The sequence below is a fragment of the Alphaproteobacteria bacterium genome (assembly GCA_039980135.1).
Lineage (GTDB): Bacteria > Pseudomonadota > Alphaproteobacteria > UBA6615 > UBA6615 > UBA8079.
In genome coordinates, this window is record JBDXCV010000004.1 from 26,419 (window position 1) to 43,859 (window position 17,441).

The 17,441-nt window shown below is 61.8% G+C and carries 12 protein-coding genes; 8 read left to right on the plus strand and 4 right to left on the minus strand.

The window, feature by feature from the left end; all coding sequences use genetic code 11:
* Window positions 1-106: 106 nt before the first annotated feature.
* Both ABJ363_07750 and ABJ363_07755 read left to right on the plus strand, forming a co-directional pair.
* Window positions 107-2,095, plus strand: coding sequence for an acetyl/propionyl/methylcrotonyl-CoA carboxylase subunit alpha (locus ABJ363_07750; protein MEP4378881.1), 1,989 nt, complete (start codon window positions 107-109; stop codon window positions 2,093-2,095).
* Entirely contained in the window at window positions 2,095-2,385 is a 291-nt protein-coding gene (locus ABJ363_07755; GenBank protein ID MEP4378882.1) for an acylphosphatase, read from the plus strand. Before ABJ363_07750 ends, ABJ363_07755 begins: the two co-directional genes overlap by 1 nt.
* A gap of 8 nt (window positions 2,386-2,393) precedes the next feature.
* On the opposite strand, the gene lipB is transcribed toward ABJ363_07755, so the two are convergent.
* Complete coding sequence (gene lipB / locus ABJ363_07760) at window positions 2,394-3,035, minus strand: lipoyl(octanoyl) transferase LipB (protein MEP4378883.1); 642 nt, start codon at window positions 3,033-3,035, stop codon at window positions 2,394-2,396.
* A 185-nt stretch (window positions 3,036-3,220) separates the two neighbouring features.
* Here lipB and ABJ363_07765 point away from each other — a divergent pair, with 185 nt between their 5' ends.
* From ABJ363_07765 to maiA, 4 genes are read left to right on the plus strand one after another with little or no spacing between them, the layout of a single operon-like run.
* A complete protein-coding gene (locus ABJ363_07765; protein ID MEP4378884.1) occupies window positions 3,221-5,503 on the plus strand; it encodes an NADP-dependent malic enzyme in 2,283 nt (760 codons plus the stop codon).
* Between the two features lie 6 nt (window positions 5,504-5,509).
* On the plus strand, window positions 5,510-6,907 hold the full coding sequence (mgtE, locus tag ABJ363_07770) for a magnesium transporter (protein ID MEP4378885.1): 1,398 nt from the start codon (window positions 5,510-5,512) through the stop codon (window positions 6,905-6,907).
* The gene (locus ABJ363_07775) at window positions 6,904-8,826 is read left to right on the plus strand and encodes a S9 family peptidase (GenBank protein ID MEP4378886.1); all 1,923 of its coding nucleotides are present in this window, start codon (window positions 6,904-6,906) and stop codon (window positions 8,824-8,826) included. The genes mgtE and ABJ363_07775 overlap by 4 nt, the downstream gene beginning before the upstream one ends.
* 24 nt (window positions 8,827-8,850) lie before the next feature.
* Complete coding sequence (gene maiA / locus ABJ363_07780) at window positions 8,851-9,495, plus strand: maleylacetoacetate isomerase (protein ID MEP4378887.1); 645 nt, start codon at window positions 8,851-8,853, stop codon at window positions 9,493-9,495.
* A 6-nt stretch (window positions 9,496-9,501) separates the two neighbouring features.
* On the opposite strand, the gene ABJ363_07785 is transcribed toward maiA, so the two are convergent.
* Window positions 9,502-10,311 (minus strand): DsbA family protein, encoded by an 810-nt coding sequence (locus ABJ363_07785; GenBank protein MEP4378888.1) that lies wholly within the window; start codon window positions 10,309-10,311, stop codon window positions 9,502-9,504.
* A 122-nt stretch (window positions 10,312-10,433) separates the two neighbouring features.
* Window positions 10,434-11,786, minus strand: coding sequence for a M48 family metalloprotease (locus ABJ363_07790; GenBank protein ID MEP4378889.1), 1,353 nt, complete (start codon window positions 11,784-11,786; stop codon window positions 10,434-10,436).
* A 66-nt stretch (window positions 11,787-11,852) separates the two neighbouring features.
* Between ABJ363_07790 and ABJ363_07795 the strand changes: the two genes are divergently transcribed.
* Window positions 11,853-13,376 (plus strand): gamma-glutamyltransferase, encoded by a 1,524-nt coding sequence (locus ABJ363_07795; protein MEP4378890.1) that lies wholly within the window; start codon window positions 11,853-11,855, stop codon window positions 13,374-13,376.
* Between the two features lie 7 nt (window positions 13,377-13,383).
* A complete protein-coding gene (locus ABJ363_07800; protein ID MEP4378891.1) occupies window positions 13,384-14,532 on the plus strand; it encodes a pyridoxal phosphate-dependent aminotransferase in 1,149 nt (382 codons plus the stop codon).
* 26 nt (window positions 14,533-14,558) lie between these two features.
* Here the strand turns inward: ABJ363_07800 and ABJ363_07805 are convergent, their stop codons facing one another.
* Window positions 14,559-17,018 (minus strand): Rne/Rng family ribonuclease, encoded by a 2,460-nt coding sequence (locus tag ABJ363_07805; GenBank protein ID MEP4378892.1) that lies wholly within the window; start codon window positions 17,016-17,018, stop codon window positions 14,559-14,561.
* Window positions 17,019-17,441 lie beyond the last annotated feature (423 nt).

The following is a 17,441-nucleotide window of genomic DNA, read 5'->3' on the forward strand; positions in this document are numbered from 1 at the left end:
GGGTCAGGCTAGGGATGTCTCGCCGCTTCGTCCACGTGTTCATCGGCTGATGCACAATCGAATTCACCAATTGCGCACTGCAACATGCTCTCGTAGTTTCAACGCCATGTTCAAGAAAATCCTGATCGCCAACCGGGGCGAAATTGCGTGCCGCGTTATCCGCAGTGCGAAAGAAATGGGGATCGCGACGGTGGCCGTGTATTCGGATGCGGACGCGGGGGCCCTGCATGTGCGTATGGCCGATGAGGCGGTGCATATCGGCCCGCCACCGGCGGCCGAGAGTTACCTTGTCTCCGATAAGATTCTCGCCGCGATCAGGGATACCGGCGCGGACGCGGTGCATCCGGGCTACGGGTTCCTGTCGGAGAATGCCGAGTTTGCCCGCGCCCTCGAGGCGGAGGGCGTGGCGTTTATCGGTCCGCCGCCCGACGCAATCGCGGCGATGGGCGACAAGATCGAATCCAAAAAGCTTGCCGACGCGGCTGGTGTCAGCACCGTGCCGGGGCATATGGACACCATCGCGGACGCGGCCGAGGCCGTGCGGATCGCCGGAGAAATCGGTTATCCGGTAATGATCAAGGCCTCTGCCGGCGGCGGCGGCAAGGGGATGCGCATTGCCTTCAGCGAAGACGAGGTCGAAGAGTGTTTTCGCTCGGCGCAGAACGAGGCGCGCTCCAGTTTCGGCGATGACCGGATTTTCATCGAGAAATATGTCGAGGAACCCCGCCACATCGAGATTCAGGTCCTGGCGGACGCCCACGGCAACGTGATTCACCTCGGTGAGCGCGAATGCTCGATTCAACGCCGCCACCAGAAAGTGGTGGAGGAGGCGCCCTCGCCGTTCCTTGACGCCGAAACCCGTGCGGCCATGGGTGCGCAGTCCTGCGCTCTGGCGGCGGCAGTGGGATACCGGTCGGCCGGCACGGTTGAGTTTATCGTCGACAAGGACCGGAATTTCTATTTCCTGGAAATGAATACCCGCCTGCAGGTCGAGCATCCGGTGACCGAGATGATCACCGGGCTTGACCTGGTGGAGCAGATGATCCGTATCGCGGACGGCGAGAAGCTGGCGTTGCGCCAGGAGGAAGTCGCGATCAACGGCTGGGCGATCGAGACGCGGGTGTATGCCGAGGATCCCAGCCGTAACTTCCTGCCGGCGATCGGTCGTCTCGTGCGCTATCGTGCGCCCGCGCAGGATGGTGCAAATGTACGCATCGATACCGGCGTGGGAGAGGGCTCGGAAATCTCGATGTTCTACGACCCCATGATCGCCAAGCTGGCGACCTACGGCGCCGACCGGAACCAGGCCATCGCCCGGATGCAGGATGCGCTCGACGGATATTACATCCGCGGCACGGGTCACAATACGGCCTTTCTCGCGTCGATCATGGCCCATCCCCGGTTTGCGGAGGGGCGCCTGACCACGAACTTCATCGCCGAGGAATATCCCGACGGTTATGCCCCGGCGGCTCCGGAAGGGGCGCTGCGGGACCGGTTTGCGGCGGTGGCCGCGTATATACATGGCAGATTTGCCAGCCGTGCGCATCAGTCGGGTACCGGCGGAGCACCGGTGTTACCGACCAATGTGATCCCGTGGCAGGTGCGGATGGGCGACGTCGGGAACGAGGTGCATGTCACATATCGACCCGACGGCGCGGACGTTGCGGTCGACGGACGGGCGGTGGCCTTCGCGACAGACTGGACACTCGGCAATCCGGTGTTCTCAGCGACCTTTGACGATGGCGTGGCGACCTTCCAGATTGATCGGATGGGTGTGGCCTATCGCCTGACCCATCGCGGGGTCGAGGCTGTGGTCCGGGTGCTGACACCACGCGGCGGTGAACTCGATGCCCGGATGCCCGAGAAGGTGCCGCCCGACATGAGCCGATTTGTCCTGTCGCCGATGCCGGGCCTGCTGGTCTCCGTTGCGGTGGAAGAGGGTACGCCGGTGCGCGCTGGCGAGGAAATCGCCGTCGTCGAGGCGATGAAAATGGAGAATGTACTTCGCGCCGCGTCGGACGGGGTGGTGAAGACCCTGCATGCGGCACCGGGCGACAGCCTCGCGGTCGATCAGGCCATCGTCGAGTTCGAGTGATGGCCGAGACGGTTGCGGTACGGGTCGTCATCCGCGGCCGTGTTCAGGGGGTCTGGTTTCGTGCCTGGACCGAGAATGTGGCGCGGGATCAGTGCCTGGATGGCTGGGTGCGCAACCGGTCCGACGGTTCGGTTGAGGCGGTTTTCGCCGGACCGGTCCAGGCTGTCGATCGGATGGTGAATAGCTGTCACGAGGGGCCGCCGGCCTCGGTCGTGGAAAACGTGACCGAAGAGCGGATCGACGCCGAACCGCTGATCGGAATGGGCTTCCAAAAGAAATCCACGGTCTAGCCAGCCGGTTAGCCGAAAATCTTCGTGAAACCGGCTTTCAGAGCCGCATCCACATCGTCCATGTCGGCGTCGATGCCCAGATCGGCGAGACTGGTGACTCCCAGATGCGCTTCGCCGATGCCGCACGGCACGATGCCCGAGAAATGCTCCAGATCGGGCGATACGTTGATGGAAATGCCGTGATAGGTGACCCAATGGCGCACCCGGACACCGATGGCCGCGATCTTGTCCTCCCGGCCATCGCCTCGGGCAACCCAGATGCCAACCCTTCCGTCCCGACGTTCGCCGGTGATTCCGAATGTCGATAGGGTCTCAATGACCCATGCCTCAAGGCCGCGCACATACGCGCGCAGATCCTGGCCGCGTTCGCGCAGATCGATCATGGCATAGGCCACGCGCTGGCCGGGCCCATGATAGGTGTATTGCCCGCCTCGACCGGTTTCGTGTACCGGGAACCGGTCGACGTCGAGCAGATCGTCCGGTTTGGCGCTGGTGCCGGCGGTGTAGAGTGGGGGGTGCTCGACGAGCCATACCAACTCGTCGGCCTTGCCATGGCGGACGGCTTCGACCCGTGCCTCCATTGTCGACACCGCCTCGTCGTAAGCCTGCAGACCCGGCGTGGTCTGCCAGACGACGGTTCCCGGCGCCATCCGGTACAGATTTGGAATTGTCATTGTTTCGCGCATTTTACCCGGCGGAAATATACGCGTGTTCTCACGGTATTGCTTGATTTCCGGTTGCTACCCGCAAGCGGATCACGCATCTAACATGGTAACCAGTTCAGCGCGGATCAAACGCCTCCTGTGAAGGCGTTCCGGCAATGCGGAGAAATGTCATGGCTGAAGATATTCGTGAAGCGTCTCTGCGGTATCATCGCGAAGGACGGCCCGGCAAGATCGAGGTCGTCGCATCCAAGCCTCTGGGCAACCAGCGAGATCTGTCGCGCGCTTACACGCCGGGTGTCGCACAGGCATCACTGGCGATCGCAGAAGACCCGGCACTTGCCGCGGAACTTACCGTACGGGGCAATCTCGTCGGTGTGGTAACCAACGGGACCGCGGTGCTCGGACTCGGCGCGATCGGCCCCCTGGCCTCCAAGCCCGTCATGGAGGGCAAGGGAGTCCTGTTCAAGAAATTCGCGGACATCGACGTGTTCGATATTGAAGTCGACGAGACGGATGTCGAACGCTTCGTGGACATTGTCGCCGCGTTGGAGCCGACGTTCGGCGGGATCAACCTGGAAGATATCAAGGCGCCCGAATGTTTCGAGATCGAGAAGCGCTTGCGCGAGCGCATGAATATTCCGGTTTTCCACGACGACCAGCACGGCACCGCCATCATCGTCGGGGCCGCCGTCCGGAACGGCTTGCGCCTCGCGGAAAGAGATATCTCGAAGGCCCGTCTGGTCACATCCGGCGCCGGGGCGGCGGCGCTCGCCTGCGTGGGGCTGTTGATCGAAATGGGCCTGCCCAAGGAGAATGTGACGCTTACCGATATCGAGGGCGTTGTGTACAAGGGCCGAGAGAAGGGGATGAACCCCTATCTTGAGGCGTATGCGCAGGAGACCGACGCGCGGACCCTCGCCGACGCCATCGCGGGTGCGGATATCTTTCTCGGTTTGTCGGCCCCCGGTGTACTGACCCAGGACATGGTCAAAACCATGGCCGCGACGCCGCTGATCTTTGCGTTGGCCAACCCCAACCCGGAAATCATGCCGGAAGACGCCAAGGCCGCGTCTCCCGATGCGATTATTGCCAGCGGGCGGTCCGATTATCCCAACCAGGTCAACAACGTGCTGTGCTTCCCGCATATTTTCCGCGGCGCGCTGGACGTGGGCGCGACGGACATCAACGAGGCGATGAAGATCGCCGCCGTGGACGCGATCGCCAACCTGGCAATGCGCGAGACATCGGACGTTGTCGCATCAGCCTATGGTGGGCAGGTGGCGAAGTTCGGCGCGGATTCGATTATCCCCAGCCCGTTCGATCCGCGGCTGATCCGCGAGGTGGCGCCGGCCGTGGCGCGGGCCGCGATGGAGAGCGGTGTCGCGACGCGCCCGATCGAGGATTTCGACGCCTATCTCGAGAAACTGGACAGGTTTGTCTTCCGCTCGGGCCTGTTGATGCGGCCGATTTTCGACCTCGCCCGGGCGGACAGAAAACGGATCGTCTATGCGGAAGGCGAGGATGAGCGCGTGTTGCGTGCCGCCAAAGCCGTCATCGACGAAGGCATCGGCATCCCCATTCTGATTGGCCGCCCTGACGTCGTGCAGAGCAGGGTCGAACGGTTGGGTCTCAATTTCAGGCCGGGTGAGGAGTGCGAGGTCATCAACCCGCAGGATGATCCGCGTTATCGCGATTACTGGGAGCTTTATCACAGCCTGGCGGAGCGCAAGGGCGTGTCGCCGGACGAGGCGCGGACCCGGGTGCGAACGAACTCTACTGTCATTGCGGCACTGGCGCTGATGCGCGGTGATGCGGATGCCATGATCTGTGGCACCGAAGGGCGGTACGACAGACATCTTCAACACGTCCAGGATATTGTCGGGTTGCGCAAGGAAGTGCATGAATTGTCGGCGGTGTCGGTGCTTATTCTGTCGAAGGGCACGGTCTTCATCACCGATACCTATGTCACGCCCAACCCGACTGTCGTCGAGATTGCCGAAATGACCCATCTGGCCGCCGAAGAAGTGCGGCGGTTCGGTCTGGAGCCGAAAGTGGCACTGCTTTCCCATTCCAGTTTTGGCAGTTCGAATTCGGACTCCGCACAGAAAATGCGCGCGGCGCGGAAGCTGGTGTACGACCGCGAGCCGGACCTGCAGGTTGAAGGAGAGATGCATGCGGACTCCGCGATCGATCCCGATATCCGGGAGCGAATTTTCCCGAATAGCGTTCTTGAAGGACAGGCGAATTTGCTTGTCATGCCGGACCAGGATGCGGCGAACATAGCATTCAACCTGTTGAAAACATTGGCGGATGGTCTGGCTGTCGGACCGATCCTCGTGGGGGCGGAACGTTCGGCCCATGTGCTGACGCCATCTGTCACGGCGCGTGGCGTATTGAACATGAGTGCGGTCGCGGCAGTGGGCGCGCAGCATGACGCCCGGGCGAAGGACTAGGCACCCATGACCCACCAGCCGGATATCGACGAGGGCGCGGCCGGTCTCGAGACCGAGCGCAGCTATGGTGTCGATGAATCGCTGGTGCGGACCTGCGAAATTGCTCTATCCGTTGGTCGGATCGATGAACTCGATGGTTTGATTGACGGGCTCCACGCGTCCGATCTGGCGGATCTTCTCGAAGAACTGAGTACCGACAGTCGACGAATTCTGTTCGACCATGTGCGCGATCGTCTCGATCCCGAACTACTGACCCATCTCGATGACGTGGTGCGTGAGGATGTTCTTGAGCAGCTGGAGCCGGCCGAAGTCGCCGCCGCCATCACCGAGCTCGATACCGATGATGCGATCGATGTTTTCGAGGATGTCGCGGAGGCGGATCAGGCCAGTGTCCTGGCGCGTTTGTCGCCATCCGACCGGGCGCTCGTTGAACAGGCGCTGACCTATCCCGAAGACAGTGCCGGACGCCTGATGCAGCACGAGCTGGTCACGGTCCCGAAGGACTGGTCGGTCGGTAACAGCATCGATTACATGCGCGAACGTGCAGCGGATCTTCCGCGTGACTTCTATGAAATCTATGTGGTGGATGATGACCGGCATCCGGTCGGCACCATTCCGCTTTCGCGGCTGATGCGAAACCAGCGGGATGTTCGTATCGACGACATCATGCTGACGGATCTTCGCTCGGCCCGTGTCGAGATGGATCAGGAAGAGGCGGCACTGATGTTCCGACAGTATGCGCTGCTGTCGGCCCCCGTTGTGAATGACAACGGGCAACTCGTTGGTGTCATCACGGCCGACGATATCGTCCATGTCATTCACGAAGAGGCGGAAGAGGATATCCTGCGTCTCGGCGGTGTGCGGGAGGATGATTTCTACGAAGCTGTTCTGGGCACCACGCGGGCGCGATTTTCCTGGTTGCTGGTCAACCTGGGAACGGCGATTACGGCCTCTCTGGTCATCGGCCTTTTCGACGCGGCGATCGAGCAGGTGGTCGCGCTTGCCATCCTCATGCCGATCGTTGCCTCAATGGGGGGCAATGCGGGTACCCAGACGCTGACGGTGGCCGTGCGCGCGCTTGCGATGAAGGAGCTGACTCCGGCCAATGCCGCGCGCATTCTGGGCAAGGAAGTCATCGTCGGCGGCATCAACGGCATGCTGTTCGCGCTCGTCATGGGCGTCGTTGCCTGGTTGTGGTTCGGTGAACCGATAATTGGTTTCATCATCGCCGCCGCCATGCTGATCAATCTTCTCATCGCCGGTTTCGCGGGCGTGACGATTCCCATTTTTCTGGAGCGCTTGCGTATCGACCCCGCGGTCGGATCGGCGGTCGTCCTCACGACGATTACCGACGTCGTTGGCTTTGTATCGTTCCTCGGCCTCGCGGCCATCATCCTGCTATGACTGGCACGAAGGTCGCGGCGCCGTATGGCGCATGGCCGTCGCCGATCACGGCGGGGATGATTGCCGACACGACGATCTCGCTATCGAGCGTATTTGTGGATGGTGAAGACATCTACTGGCTGGAGGGCCGCCCCGCGGAGGGTGGTCGCGTTGTGCTGGTGCGACGGACCGATGCCGGGCCCGTCGACGTGATCCCGCCGGGATATTCCGCGCGTTCAAGGGTCCATGAATATGGCGGCGGCGCAGCGATTGTGTCGGCTGGCGTGGCGTTTTTCGTCAATTTTGACGATCAGCGAATCTATCGCCAGGAAAATGGTGGTGCGCCAGAGGCGGTGACACCGGATACCGGTGACCGCCACGCAGACCTGTTCCACGACGTGGCACGCAACCGTATTTTGTGCGTTCGTGAACGCCATGCCAGTGTTGGGGTGGTCAATGAACTGATCGCCGTTGATCTGGGGTCGGGCGCATGCGCGACACTCGTCGGCGGCCATGATTTCGTTTCGAATCCCCGCGTGTCGCCGGATGGATCGACGCTGAGTTGGGTGAGTTGGGAATTGCCGGATATGCCCTGGGATTCGGCGGCTGTCCGGGTGGCGCCGGTGAATGCGGCGGGCGACGTCGGCACGGCCAGGAAACTAATCGGTGGGAAGGGTGTATCGGCGTTCCAACCGATGTGGTCGCCGGGGGGGAGCCTGATTTTTGCGGCCGACCCCGGCGGCTGGTGGAATCTGCACCGCTGGGACGGAGATGCCGTTTCGGTCATGCACGACAAGGCGGCGGAGTTCGGGCTTCCCCAATGGGTCTTCGGGATGCGGACATTCGATGTGGACCCGTCGGGTCGCGTGGTGTCTGCCTACACGCGTGACGGGACATGGCGGCTGGCGCGCATCGATGATGATGGACTTCGAGACATCGAAGTGCCCTGCACCGATATCGCCGCGCCCCAATGGGTCGATGACAAGATCGTTTTCATCGGCGCCTCGCCCGGGGAGGGATCTGCGATTCTCCTCCTGGACCCCGCATCGGGGGCTATCGAGACGCTTCAGACATCACTCACCGTCGATCTTGACCCCGCCGGGCTCTCGGTCCCCGAAACCATCGCGTTCGAAACCACCGGCGGTGACACCGCATACGGATTCTACTATCCGCCCTGCAGTGCGACCCACGAACCATTGACGGATACGCAAGCGCCGCTCATCGTTCGCGGTCATGGTGGTCCCACGGGTGCGACGTCGTCGTCCTTCAGCCTGGCCATCCAGTTCTGGACCAGCCGGGGGTTTGCGGTACTGGATGTGAATTATCGCGGCAGTACCGGGTTCGGTCGCGCCTACCGCGAGGCGCTCTATGGGCGATGGGGCGAGGCGGATGTGGACGACATGGTCTGCGGTGCAGAATATCTGGAGGCTTCGGGACTGGCAGATCCATCCCGGCTGGCAATTCGCGGCGGCAGCGCCGGCGGGTATACGGCGCTTGCGGCGCTGGCTTTTCGTGACACTTTTTCAGGCGGTGCCAGCCTGTACGGAATCGGCGACCTGATGACGCTCGCGCGCGACACGCACAAGTTCGAAAGCCGCTATCTGGATATGTTGATCGGGCCGCTGCCCGAGGCCGAGCAGCTCTACCGAGACCGTTCGCCAATCGAACATGTGGACGCGTTGAACTGCCCCGTCATCTTCCTGCAGGGCGAGGATGACAGGGTCGTGCCGCCAAACCAGGCCGAGGCGATGGTCGATGCCCTCGACCGGAAGGGTATTCCCGTTGCCTATGTCCTTTTCCAGGGCGAGGGCCACGGATTCCGCAAGTCGGAGAATGTGTGTCGGGCCTTGGAATCGGAATTGGGATTCTACGGACGAATTTTCGGTTTCGAACCGGCGGATGATCTGCCCGTGCTCAATATTCGGAATATGGACGACTAGCGGTCGGAAATCGGGAGAATATTCATGAAACTCTATGACTATTGGCGCTCGTCCGCCGCATTCCGTATTCGCATCGCGCTCAACCTGAAGGGGCTCGATGCCGAACGGGAATACATCCATCTCCGCCGAAAGGATCAATCGTCGGACGCCTATCTGGCGGTCAATCCACAAGGCCTTGTGCCGACCTTGATCGACGACGATGGCACGCGAGTGACCCAGTCGATGGCGATCATCGAGTATCTCGACGAAACGAGGCCGGAAACGACCGCGCTGTTGCCCGTCGATGCGAAAGGGCGTGCCCGGGTGCGGGCCCTGTCTCAGGCGATCGCCTGCGATATACACCCGCTCAACAATCTACGGGTATTGCGCGTACTGGGCGCCGAACTGGGCCTCGATGAGGATACCCGGAACGAGCAGTGGTACAAACACTGGGTCGATGAGGGCATGCGCGGGCTTGAAGGGTTGCTCGCTGACGGTGGTGCGGGCCGGTTCTCCCACGGCGATACGCCGACGATGGCCGATGTCTGCCTTGTGCCCCAGGTCTACAACGCACAGCGTTTCGGGTGCGACTTGTCGGCCTTCCTGACGGCATTGCGGGTGAATGACGCTTGCCTCGAACTGGCGGCCTTCCGCGACGCACTGCCGGATAACCAGCCCGACGCTGAATAGGGGCCTTTAGCTGCCGCGCATCTCGGCGATGAGCTGGCGCATCTGATCCGCGCTCATGGCACCGGGGACCAGTTGATCACCGACGATGAATGCCGGTGTGCCGCGCACGCCGACCTGTCGGGCGAGTTGAAGATTCGTCTGGATTTGAGTTTCGATCGCCGGGGACTGCATGTCGCGACGGAGCCGATCGAGATTCATGCCGAGCCGGCTCGCAATCCGGAGGATCGCGTTCTCGGATGGTGCGCCGCGCAACCCCATGATTGCGAGATGGAACTCCGCATACTTGCCTTGCTTGGCTGCGGCGAGTGCGGCACGGGTGGCCAACGTGGATTCACGTCCGAAAACGGGAAACTCCTTGAAGATGATTTTCACATCGGGGTCTTCCGCCGCGATCCTGGCGAGGTCCTGCGCCATCCGCTTGCAGTAGGGGCATTGGTAGTCGAAGAACTCGACGATTGTCACAGACGCATCCGGATTACCGATGAACGGGTCACGGCGGCTGTTGACCAACTGCTCCATGTTGGCCGCGATGGCGCCCTGGTTTTGCTGCTGCTGGCTTTGCTGTTGCTGTGCCTGGAGCGCTTCGATGGCTTCGACGATGACCTGGGGGTTGTCGAGGAGATACTCGCGCACGGTATTTCGGATATCGTTTTTCTGCAGCGCTGTAAAAGGCGCGTTACCGGCTGCCGAAACCGGCCCGGTGGATTCAGTAACAATCTGTGTCGGCTGTCTGGAGGTGGTGGGAAACAGAATCGCCAATGCAACGACAGCGGCCATCATCAGGGCGACAAGAACGGCTCCACGGGATTCCGACACAAGACCTCTCCTCGAACAAAACAGACCGGAGTAGCCGGCGCAACGTGCGGTGGATGATGGTGGAGTGCAAAGGGTGGTTCAAGCCGGGGTGTGGCGTGTCACGCAATGTTGACCGTATGCGATCACTTTCTGTCGAGTTGGCGGCTGGCCTCGCTCACGATGTCTTGCGCGCGCAGCCAGCCCGGTGCGCCGGTCGGGAGCAATTTTGTCGCGCGTTCGGCGAGCGCCAGCGCTGCTTTTACATCGCCACCGAGGAGCGTGTATTCGGCCTGGCTCAATGCGAGGTCTCCCTGATTGCCGAGCCTGCCATTGACGATGGTCAGCAGCCGCCAGGCGTCACGCATCTGTGAGTCGAGGCGAACCGCGACACGTAAATTCTCGAGCGCGGGCTGCAGAAGGTCGGCCCGGCCGGATTCAACCTGCGCCTTTCCCAGTCCGGTCCGCAGCAATGGCTCATTGGGAGCCAGCTCGACCATCCGTCCGTAGGGGATCAGCGAATCCTCGACCCGGCCATTTTCGAGAAGCATCTGTCCCTTGAGTTCGTGGAAGTAGGGGTTGTCCGGGTCGTCGGCGATCAACCCGTTGACCAGCGGCAGGGCCTTGCCGATTTCGGCATTGCGGTAGTAGGCGATTGCGCGGGCATAACGAGCCGGTACTTCGTTCCGGTCCTCGGGATAAATCTTGAGTGTGCTCTCGAGGGGCTCCATGAAACCGATCAGCTTGGCCCGCATATACGCATGCTTACGCGCCAGATCCCGCGAGATCGGGGTGTTCGAAAAACGCGATAATGCGAGATGCCCCGACACGGTTGCGATGCGGTCGTTTGTCAGGGGATGGGTGCTGAGATAAGGGTGCTCACGCCCGCCGGTCAGGCGAATTTCCCGTTGCAGGAGCTCGAAAAATTCAAGCAGACCACGCGCGGATATGCCGGTCTGATCGAGATACTTCAACGCCGCGGCGTCGGCAGCCGATTCCTGCGTCCGGCTGTACTTCAGCAGATCGGTGAGGGCGGCGCTCGACCCGCCTCCGACGATGGCGCCGGCAACCCGACCGTCGCCGGTGGCGATTCCAGCCGCCAGTCCGGCAAGCAGAGCGATGATCGATTTGGTTTCGGCATTACGCAACTCATCCTGGAAACGCGCGAGATGTCCGCCGGCGATATGGCCGGTTTCATGGGCGATCACGCCGATCACTTCCTCGGGACCCTTGGCGCGAACCAGCAAACCGGTGTTAATGAAGACACGTTGGCCGCCCGCAACGAAAGCGTTGAGGCGGGCATCATTCACGAGGTGAACTTCGACAACACTGCTGTCGAGGCCCGCCGCACTGAAAATTGGCGTCGCATAGTCGCGAATGATATTTTCAATTTCGGCGTCGCGGACGAGGCCGATATTTCGGTTCTGTCCAAACGCAGATGTACTGGCCGCAACGGCAAGTACGGTGATCAAGCCAACCAAACGAACGAACGGGCGCACGTGTCTATCTCCAGGAACGATACTCAAACTAAGTACACACGAATGTGGCGTCAATCAGGTCGCCGGATGCTTTTCGGCAGCCTGTTCGCGCTCGCTGCATGTGGCGGAGGCGGCCCCGAGCAGGGCGATATCGGTTTCATAGATGGCTTTTTCGGCGGCCTGATCGCCGACGAGCCGCGGGCCGCGCTGATCGGGCGCGAAGTGTTGTCGGCAGGCGGCACGGCTGCAGACGCGGCGGTCGCCACCTACTTCGCCATGGCCGTGACACTGCCTGGTGCCGCGAGCATTGGCGGCGGTGGTGTTTGCCTGATTCACGATGCCGTGCAGGTTCGCACGGAAACCATTTCGTTCCTGCCGAAGCGGCCGGCGGACTCCGCTGCGCGATTCTCGATTCCCGGGAATGTGCGCGGAATGTTCCTGCTGCATGCCCGGTACGGGGAACTGGCCTGGTCGGATATCCTGCTCCCTGCGGAAGACTTTGCGCGGACCGGACATGCCGTCTCGCGGGCATTTGTTCGCGATATTGAGGCCGCCCGACCGATCGTCGTATTTGGTCCGGAGGCTAGCTCGATCTTCGGCTTGTCCACTGGTGGCGTTGCCGAAGGACGGTTGCTGCAGCAGCTGGAGCTGGGCGCGGTCATGTCCAACTTGCGCACACAGGGGCCCGGAGCCTTCTATGACGGCGTGCTCGGTCGTTCCTTGGTCGAGGCCGTGAGCACGGCTGGTGGTCGCATGACGCTCGATGATTTGCGTAATTACCGACCCGAGATCAAGGAGCCGATCCGGTTTGAGCTCGGCAACAATGTATTGGCGTTCGCCCCGGATGGCGGGGGGGCTGTCGCAGCCCAGGTCTGGGCTGCGGCGTCGAACGGTGATCGCTACGATGACACCGCCGACGCGGCACGCACGCATCTCATCGTCGAGCTGGGCGCGCGCGCCTATCAAGCCGAGGCGGCCGGCACGGCCGATACGACCACGGCGGCGGCCGTCGCGGCGCTGCAAACGAGCGTCTCTGAAACATCCCATAGTGCCCCCCGGCCCAGTATTGCCGTGCGCGCCGATGCCGTCATGAGCGGGGCCAGTATCGTCGCCGTGGACAATCAGGGCCGTACGGTCGCTTGTTCCTTCACCATGAACGGCCCCTTCGGCGCGGGGGTGATCGCGCCCGGTACGGGCATTCTTCTGGCGCCGTTGCTGGAAACGGAACGTGCCTCCGTGCCGACCGTCGCGTTGATGGCGAACGAGAAGATCGGGCTCACATTTTTCGCTGCCGCCGGCGCGGGCCCGATCCCTGGCGTGCTGGCGCGCGTTGCACTGGATACGATTGTCAGGGAGGACGAGAACATGGTCGATGCCGTGGCGTTGCCACGCGCGTTCAATACCGGAAACCCCGATATCACATTTGTCGAAGCCACGACTCCGGATGCGGCACGCGCAGCCCTTGATGCGCTCGGGCACAACATCGAACAGGTGCAGAGTATCGGCCGGGTAAACGGATTCTTTTGTCCGCGCGGGCTTCCCCGCGTGCAGACCTGCCAGTTCGTCAAGGATCCGCGGTCCTTCGGGTTGGCAGTCAGTTCCGACGAGTAGACGCCGCATGCCGTTGAAGGTTTCGACGCGCGGTCAGATTGACCCGTTCATCGTCATGGACGTGATGCGCGAGGCCAATGCGCTGGCCGCGGCGGGCGAGGATATCGTCCATCTGGAGGTCGGTCAGCCGGGCACATCTGCGCCGGCAAAAGTGCGTGAGGCGGCCACGGCAGCGATCCGTGACGAGCGGCTGGGCTACACCGACGCGTTGGGCATTCCCGCCCTGCGCGAGCGGATCGCCGGGCATTACGAGAGCATGTACGGGGTCGCCGTCGCGCCCGAGAGAATCGTGGTGACCACGGGTTCGTCGGGCGGATTCCTGCTCGCATTCCTGGCGGCGTTTGATGTTGGCGACCGGGTCGCGCTTGCGGCGCCAGGTTACCCGGCCTACCGCAATATTCTGTCCGCGCTCGGGGTTGAGCCGGTGGTGGTGGAGACCAGCATCGAGGACCGCTTCCAGCCAACGCCCGGCGTGATTGGCGAAGTTCCCGGCGGACTGGACGGTTTGATCGTTGCCAGCCCGTCGAACCCGACGGGTACGATGATCGGTGATCCGGAGATGAGATCATTGACGGGTCTGGCCCGGCGTCAATCGATGCGTTTCATCTCCGACGAAATCTATCATGGCATCACTTACGGCCATGAATCGGTGACTGCGCTGGCCCATGATGATGAGGCCATCGTCATCAACAGCTTCTCGAAATATTTTTCGATGACCGGATGGCGGCTGGGGTGGCTCGTGGTGCCGAAATCCATGTTGCGATCCGTGGAGTGTCTGGCGCAGAATCTGTTTATATCGCCACCCACCTTGTCGCAGTACGCCGCGCTGGCGGCCTTCGACAGCCATGACGAACTACGTGAAAATGTCGCGAAATATTCCCGCAACAGGGACATTCTGCTCAGTGATTTGCCGGGGGTCGGTTTCGACCGCCTCGCGCCGGCTGACGGTGCATTTTACGTCTATGCCGATGTGGCGCAGCTTACCAACGACAGCAATGCGTTCTGTCGTCGGATGCTGACGGAGGCGAGGGTTGCGACCACGCCGGGCCTGGATTTCGATCCGTACCGCGGCAACGCCTTCGTCAGGTTTTCATTCGCCGGGACCGAAGACGACATGCGCCAGGCGATCGACCGCCTGGGTGCCTGGCGACCCTGAAAAGGGGATAGACCGCCAACCTGCGGTCAGGACGTTGCCCGGTTCCACCATCCCGATCGCCGCGGCCGGTTGTCTTCCTCGGCGGCTTCTTCAGGTTGTTCGGCCATTGTCTCGGCAGGCTCTTCGTCCGGCTCGTCAGCGGGCGTCTCCGTCGCGTCTTCGCCGGTTTCATCCGCGTCTGCCGCCGTTACCGCCTCGGGCTCGACTTCTTCGTTGGCGGCGTCCTCGTCGGCGCTGTCTTCCGAAGGGCTATTGTCGGCATCCGATGCAGCGTCCGCGACCGGTTCACTATTGCCATCATTTTCCTCGGAAGACGGCTCGGGGATGTCAATTTCAGAATCGAGTGCGTCGTCGTCATTGTCCGAAGCCGTGTCGTCCGGTGTGGCGGCGTCCGCGCCGGCTTCGGCCGCGTTCTCGTCTGTCGAAGTTTCTTCCGACGCACCTCTGCCACGGCGTCCGCGGCGCCGGGGCCGCCGGCGACGACGACGACCAGTGTCTTCGCCATCTTCGTCGTTCTGTTCGTCGACCGTTTCGTTCTCGCCGTCGGAATCGGGAGCTGGCTCCGCGTCCGACGTTGCTTCCTGCTCGGTTTCGCCGTCCGAGTCCGATTTCCGCCGGCGCCGGCCGCCGCGTCGGCCACGCCGTCGGCCGCCGCGCTTGCGATTTTCATCCTCGTCATCGTCGGACTGCTCATGCTCTTCCGAGGCCGTCGCATCGGTCTTCGCTTCGTCCTCGGTATTGTCGGTGTTGTTTTCCGACGAACGACGCCGACCGCGGCTGCGCCGCCGCTTGGGCGCATTTTCTTCGCGCTGTGTTTCTTCCTTGGTCGAGACGCCTTCGACACCGTCATGGCCGATATGCACAATTTCATAGTCAGATGCGGTGAGACTGGCATCGGCCATGACCTGTACGCTGAAGCCGTAGCGTTCCTCCAGGTCCTGCAACGAGGCGCGCTTCTGGTTGAGAAGGTACAGCGCGATGTCTGTCTGGGTTGTGACGGTCACAACCTTGGCACGCTTGCGCTGACCTTCTTCTTCAAGCTCACGCAAGATCGCCATGCTGGTCGATTCGGTTGACCGCATCAGCCCTGTGCCCTGACATACCGGACAGGCCTGTGTATGCGCCTCATGCAGGCTCGGGCGCAGACGCTGGCGCGACAGCTCCAGCAGACCGAAGGCCGATATCCGGCCAATCTGGATCCGTGCCCGGTCCGATTTCATGGCCTCCTTCATGCGCCGTTCGACGGCATGATTGTTGCGCGAGACATCCATGTCGATGAAATCGATCACGATGAGGCCGGCCAGATCGCGCAACCGGAGCTGGCGGGCAACTTCGTCGGCCGCCTCAAGATTGGTCCGATAGGCCGTCTGTTCGACGTTGCGTTCGCGCGTCGAGCGTCCGGAGTTCACGTCGATTGCCACCAGCGCTTCCGTCGGACTGATAACGATATAGCCGCCGGATTTGAGCTGCACGATCGGCTCGTGAATTGCGTCGAGTTGCTGGTCGATCTGATAGCGGTTCAGCAGCGGAATCTCGGTGTCTTCGTACTTTTGGACGCGCTTGGCATGAGACGGAATCATCGTTCGCATCAACGCCTTGGCGGCCTTGTAGGCTTCATCGCCCTCGACCAGGACTTCTTCGATGTCGCGGTCGTACAAATCGCGAAGCGTGCGTTTGATGACGTCGCCTTCTTCATAAATCAGGGCCGGGGCCGTGGAATCGAGCGTGAGTTCGCGAATATCGTCCCACAGGCGGCGCAAATATTCGTAGTCGCGCTTGATCTCGGCCTTGGTGCGCGCCACGCCGGCCGTACGCATGATCACGGCCATGCCTTCGGGGACTTCAAGGTCGGACAGGATCGCCTTCATCGACTTGCGATGCTTGGCGTCCGTCACCTTCCGGCTGATTCCACCGCCGCGTGAAGTGTTGGGCATCAACACGCAATAGCGTCCGGGCAGGGAGAGGTAGGTCGTGAGGGCGGCCCCCTTGTTGCCGCGTTCTTCCTTGACCACCTGCACCAGCAGGATCTGGCGGCGCTTGATGACCTCCTGGATCTTGTAACTGCGGGTCAGCTTGCGCAGGCGCCGACGATGGGCATCGCTCAGTTCCTGGATATCCTCGTCCTGGGAATCCCCCAGGACTTCGACCGATTCTCCGTCGCTCTCGCCGTTTTCGCCGGCTTCTTCTTCTTCCTCGTTCTCGGCGTCGGATTCAGCCAGCAGTTTTTCGCGATCCTCGATGGGAATGCGGTAGTAGTCCGGATGAATTTCGTTGAACGCCAGAAACCCGTGACGATCGCCTCCGAAATCAACGAAGGCCGCCTGCAGCGAAGGCTCAACGCGAGTCACCTTCGCCAGATAGATGTTGCTCTTGATCTGGCGCTTGGTGGAGGTTTCGTAGTCGTATTCGAGGAGTTCGTTACCGTCTGCGACGACGACCCGGGTCTCTTCCGGATGGGTCGCGTCGATCAACATGCGCTTTGGCATGGCTATGTCCCTGTGGAGGCCTGTACTCAACGCTTTGCGGACAAAAGCGAGAGGGGTTCCACATTTTCAGAGGCCTGCCCCGGAACCTGGACCGTCGAACGGGCGAAATCGCACCAGGACGGAAGGTTTTGATCCGAAGGCCCGCCCGGCGATTGCCGTGCGGCGGCCTCGAAGTTGCACAAAACCGCAATTCTGATGCGCACTTTGCTTGGTCTGCGCGGGCTCTAGGGCGATAAACTGGCTCCCTTGCCCACACCCAGACCATGAAACGCAGCGCGCGTCCGTTGAATTGCGGGTGTCCGCGCGGCCACAATAGCCGCCGCGAGTCCGATCCACAATGCATTTGATTGCGTACCCTTCCCACGCTTGTGTGTTGCGGCGCATTCACTGGTAGCGATATACCTGTCGGCGATGTCATTGATT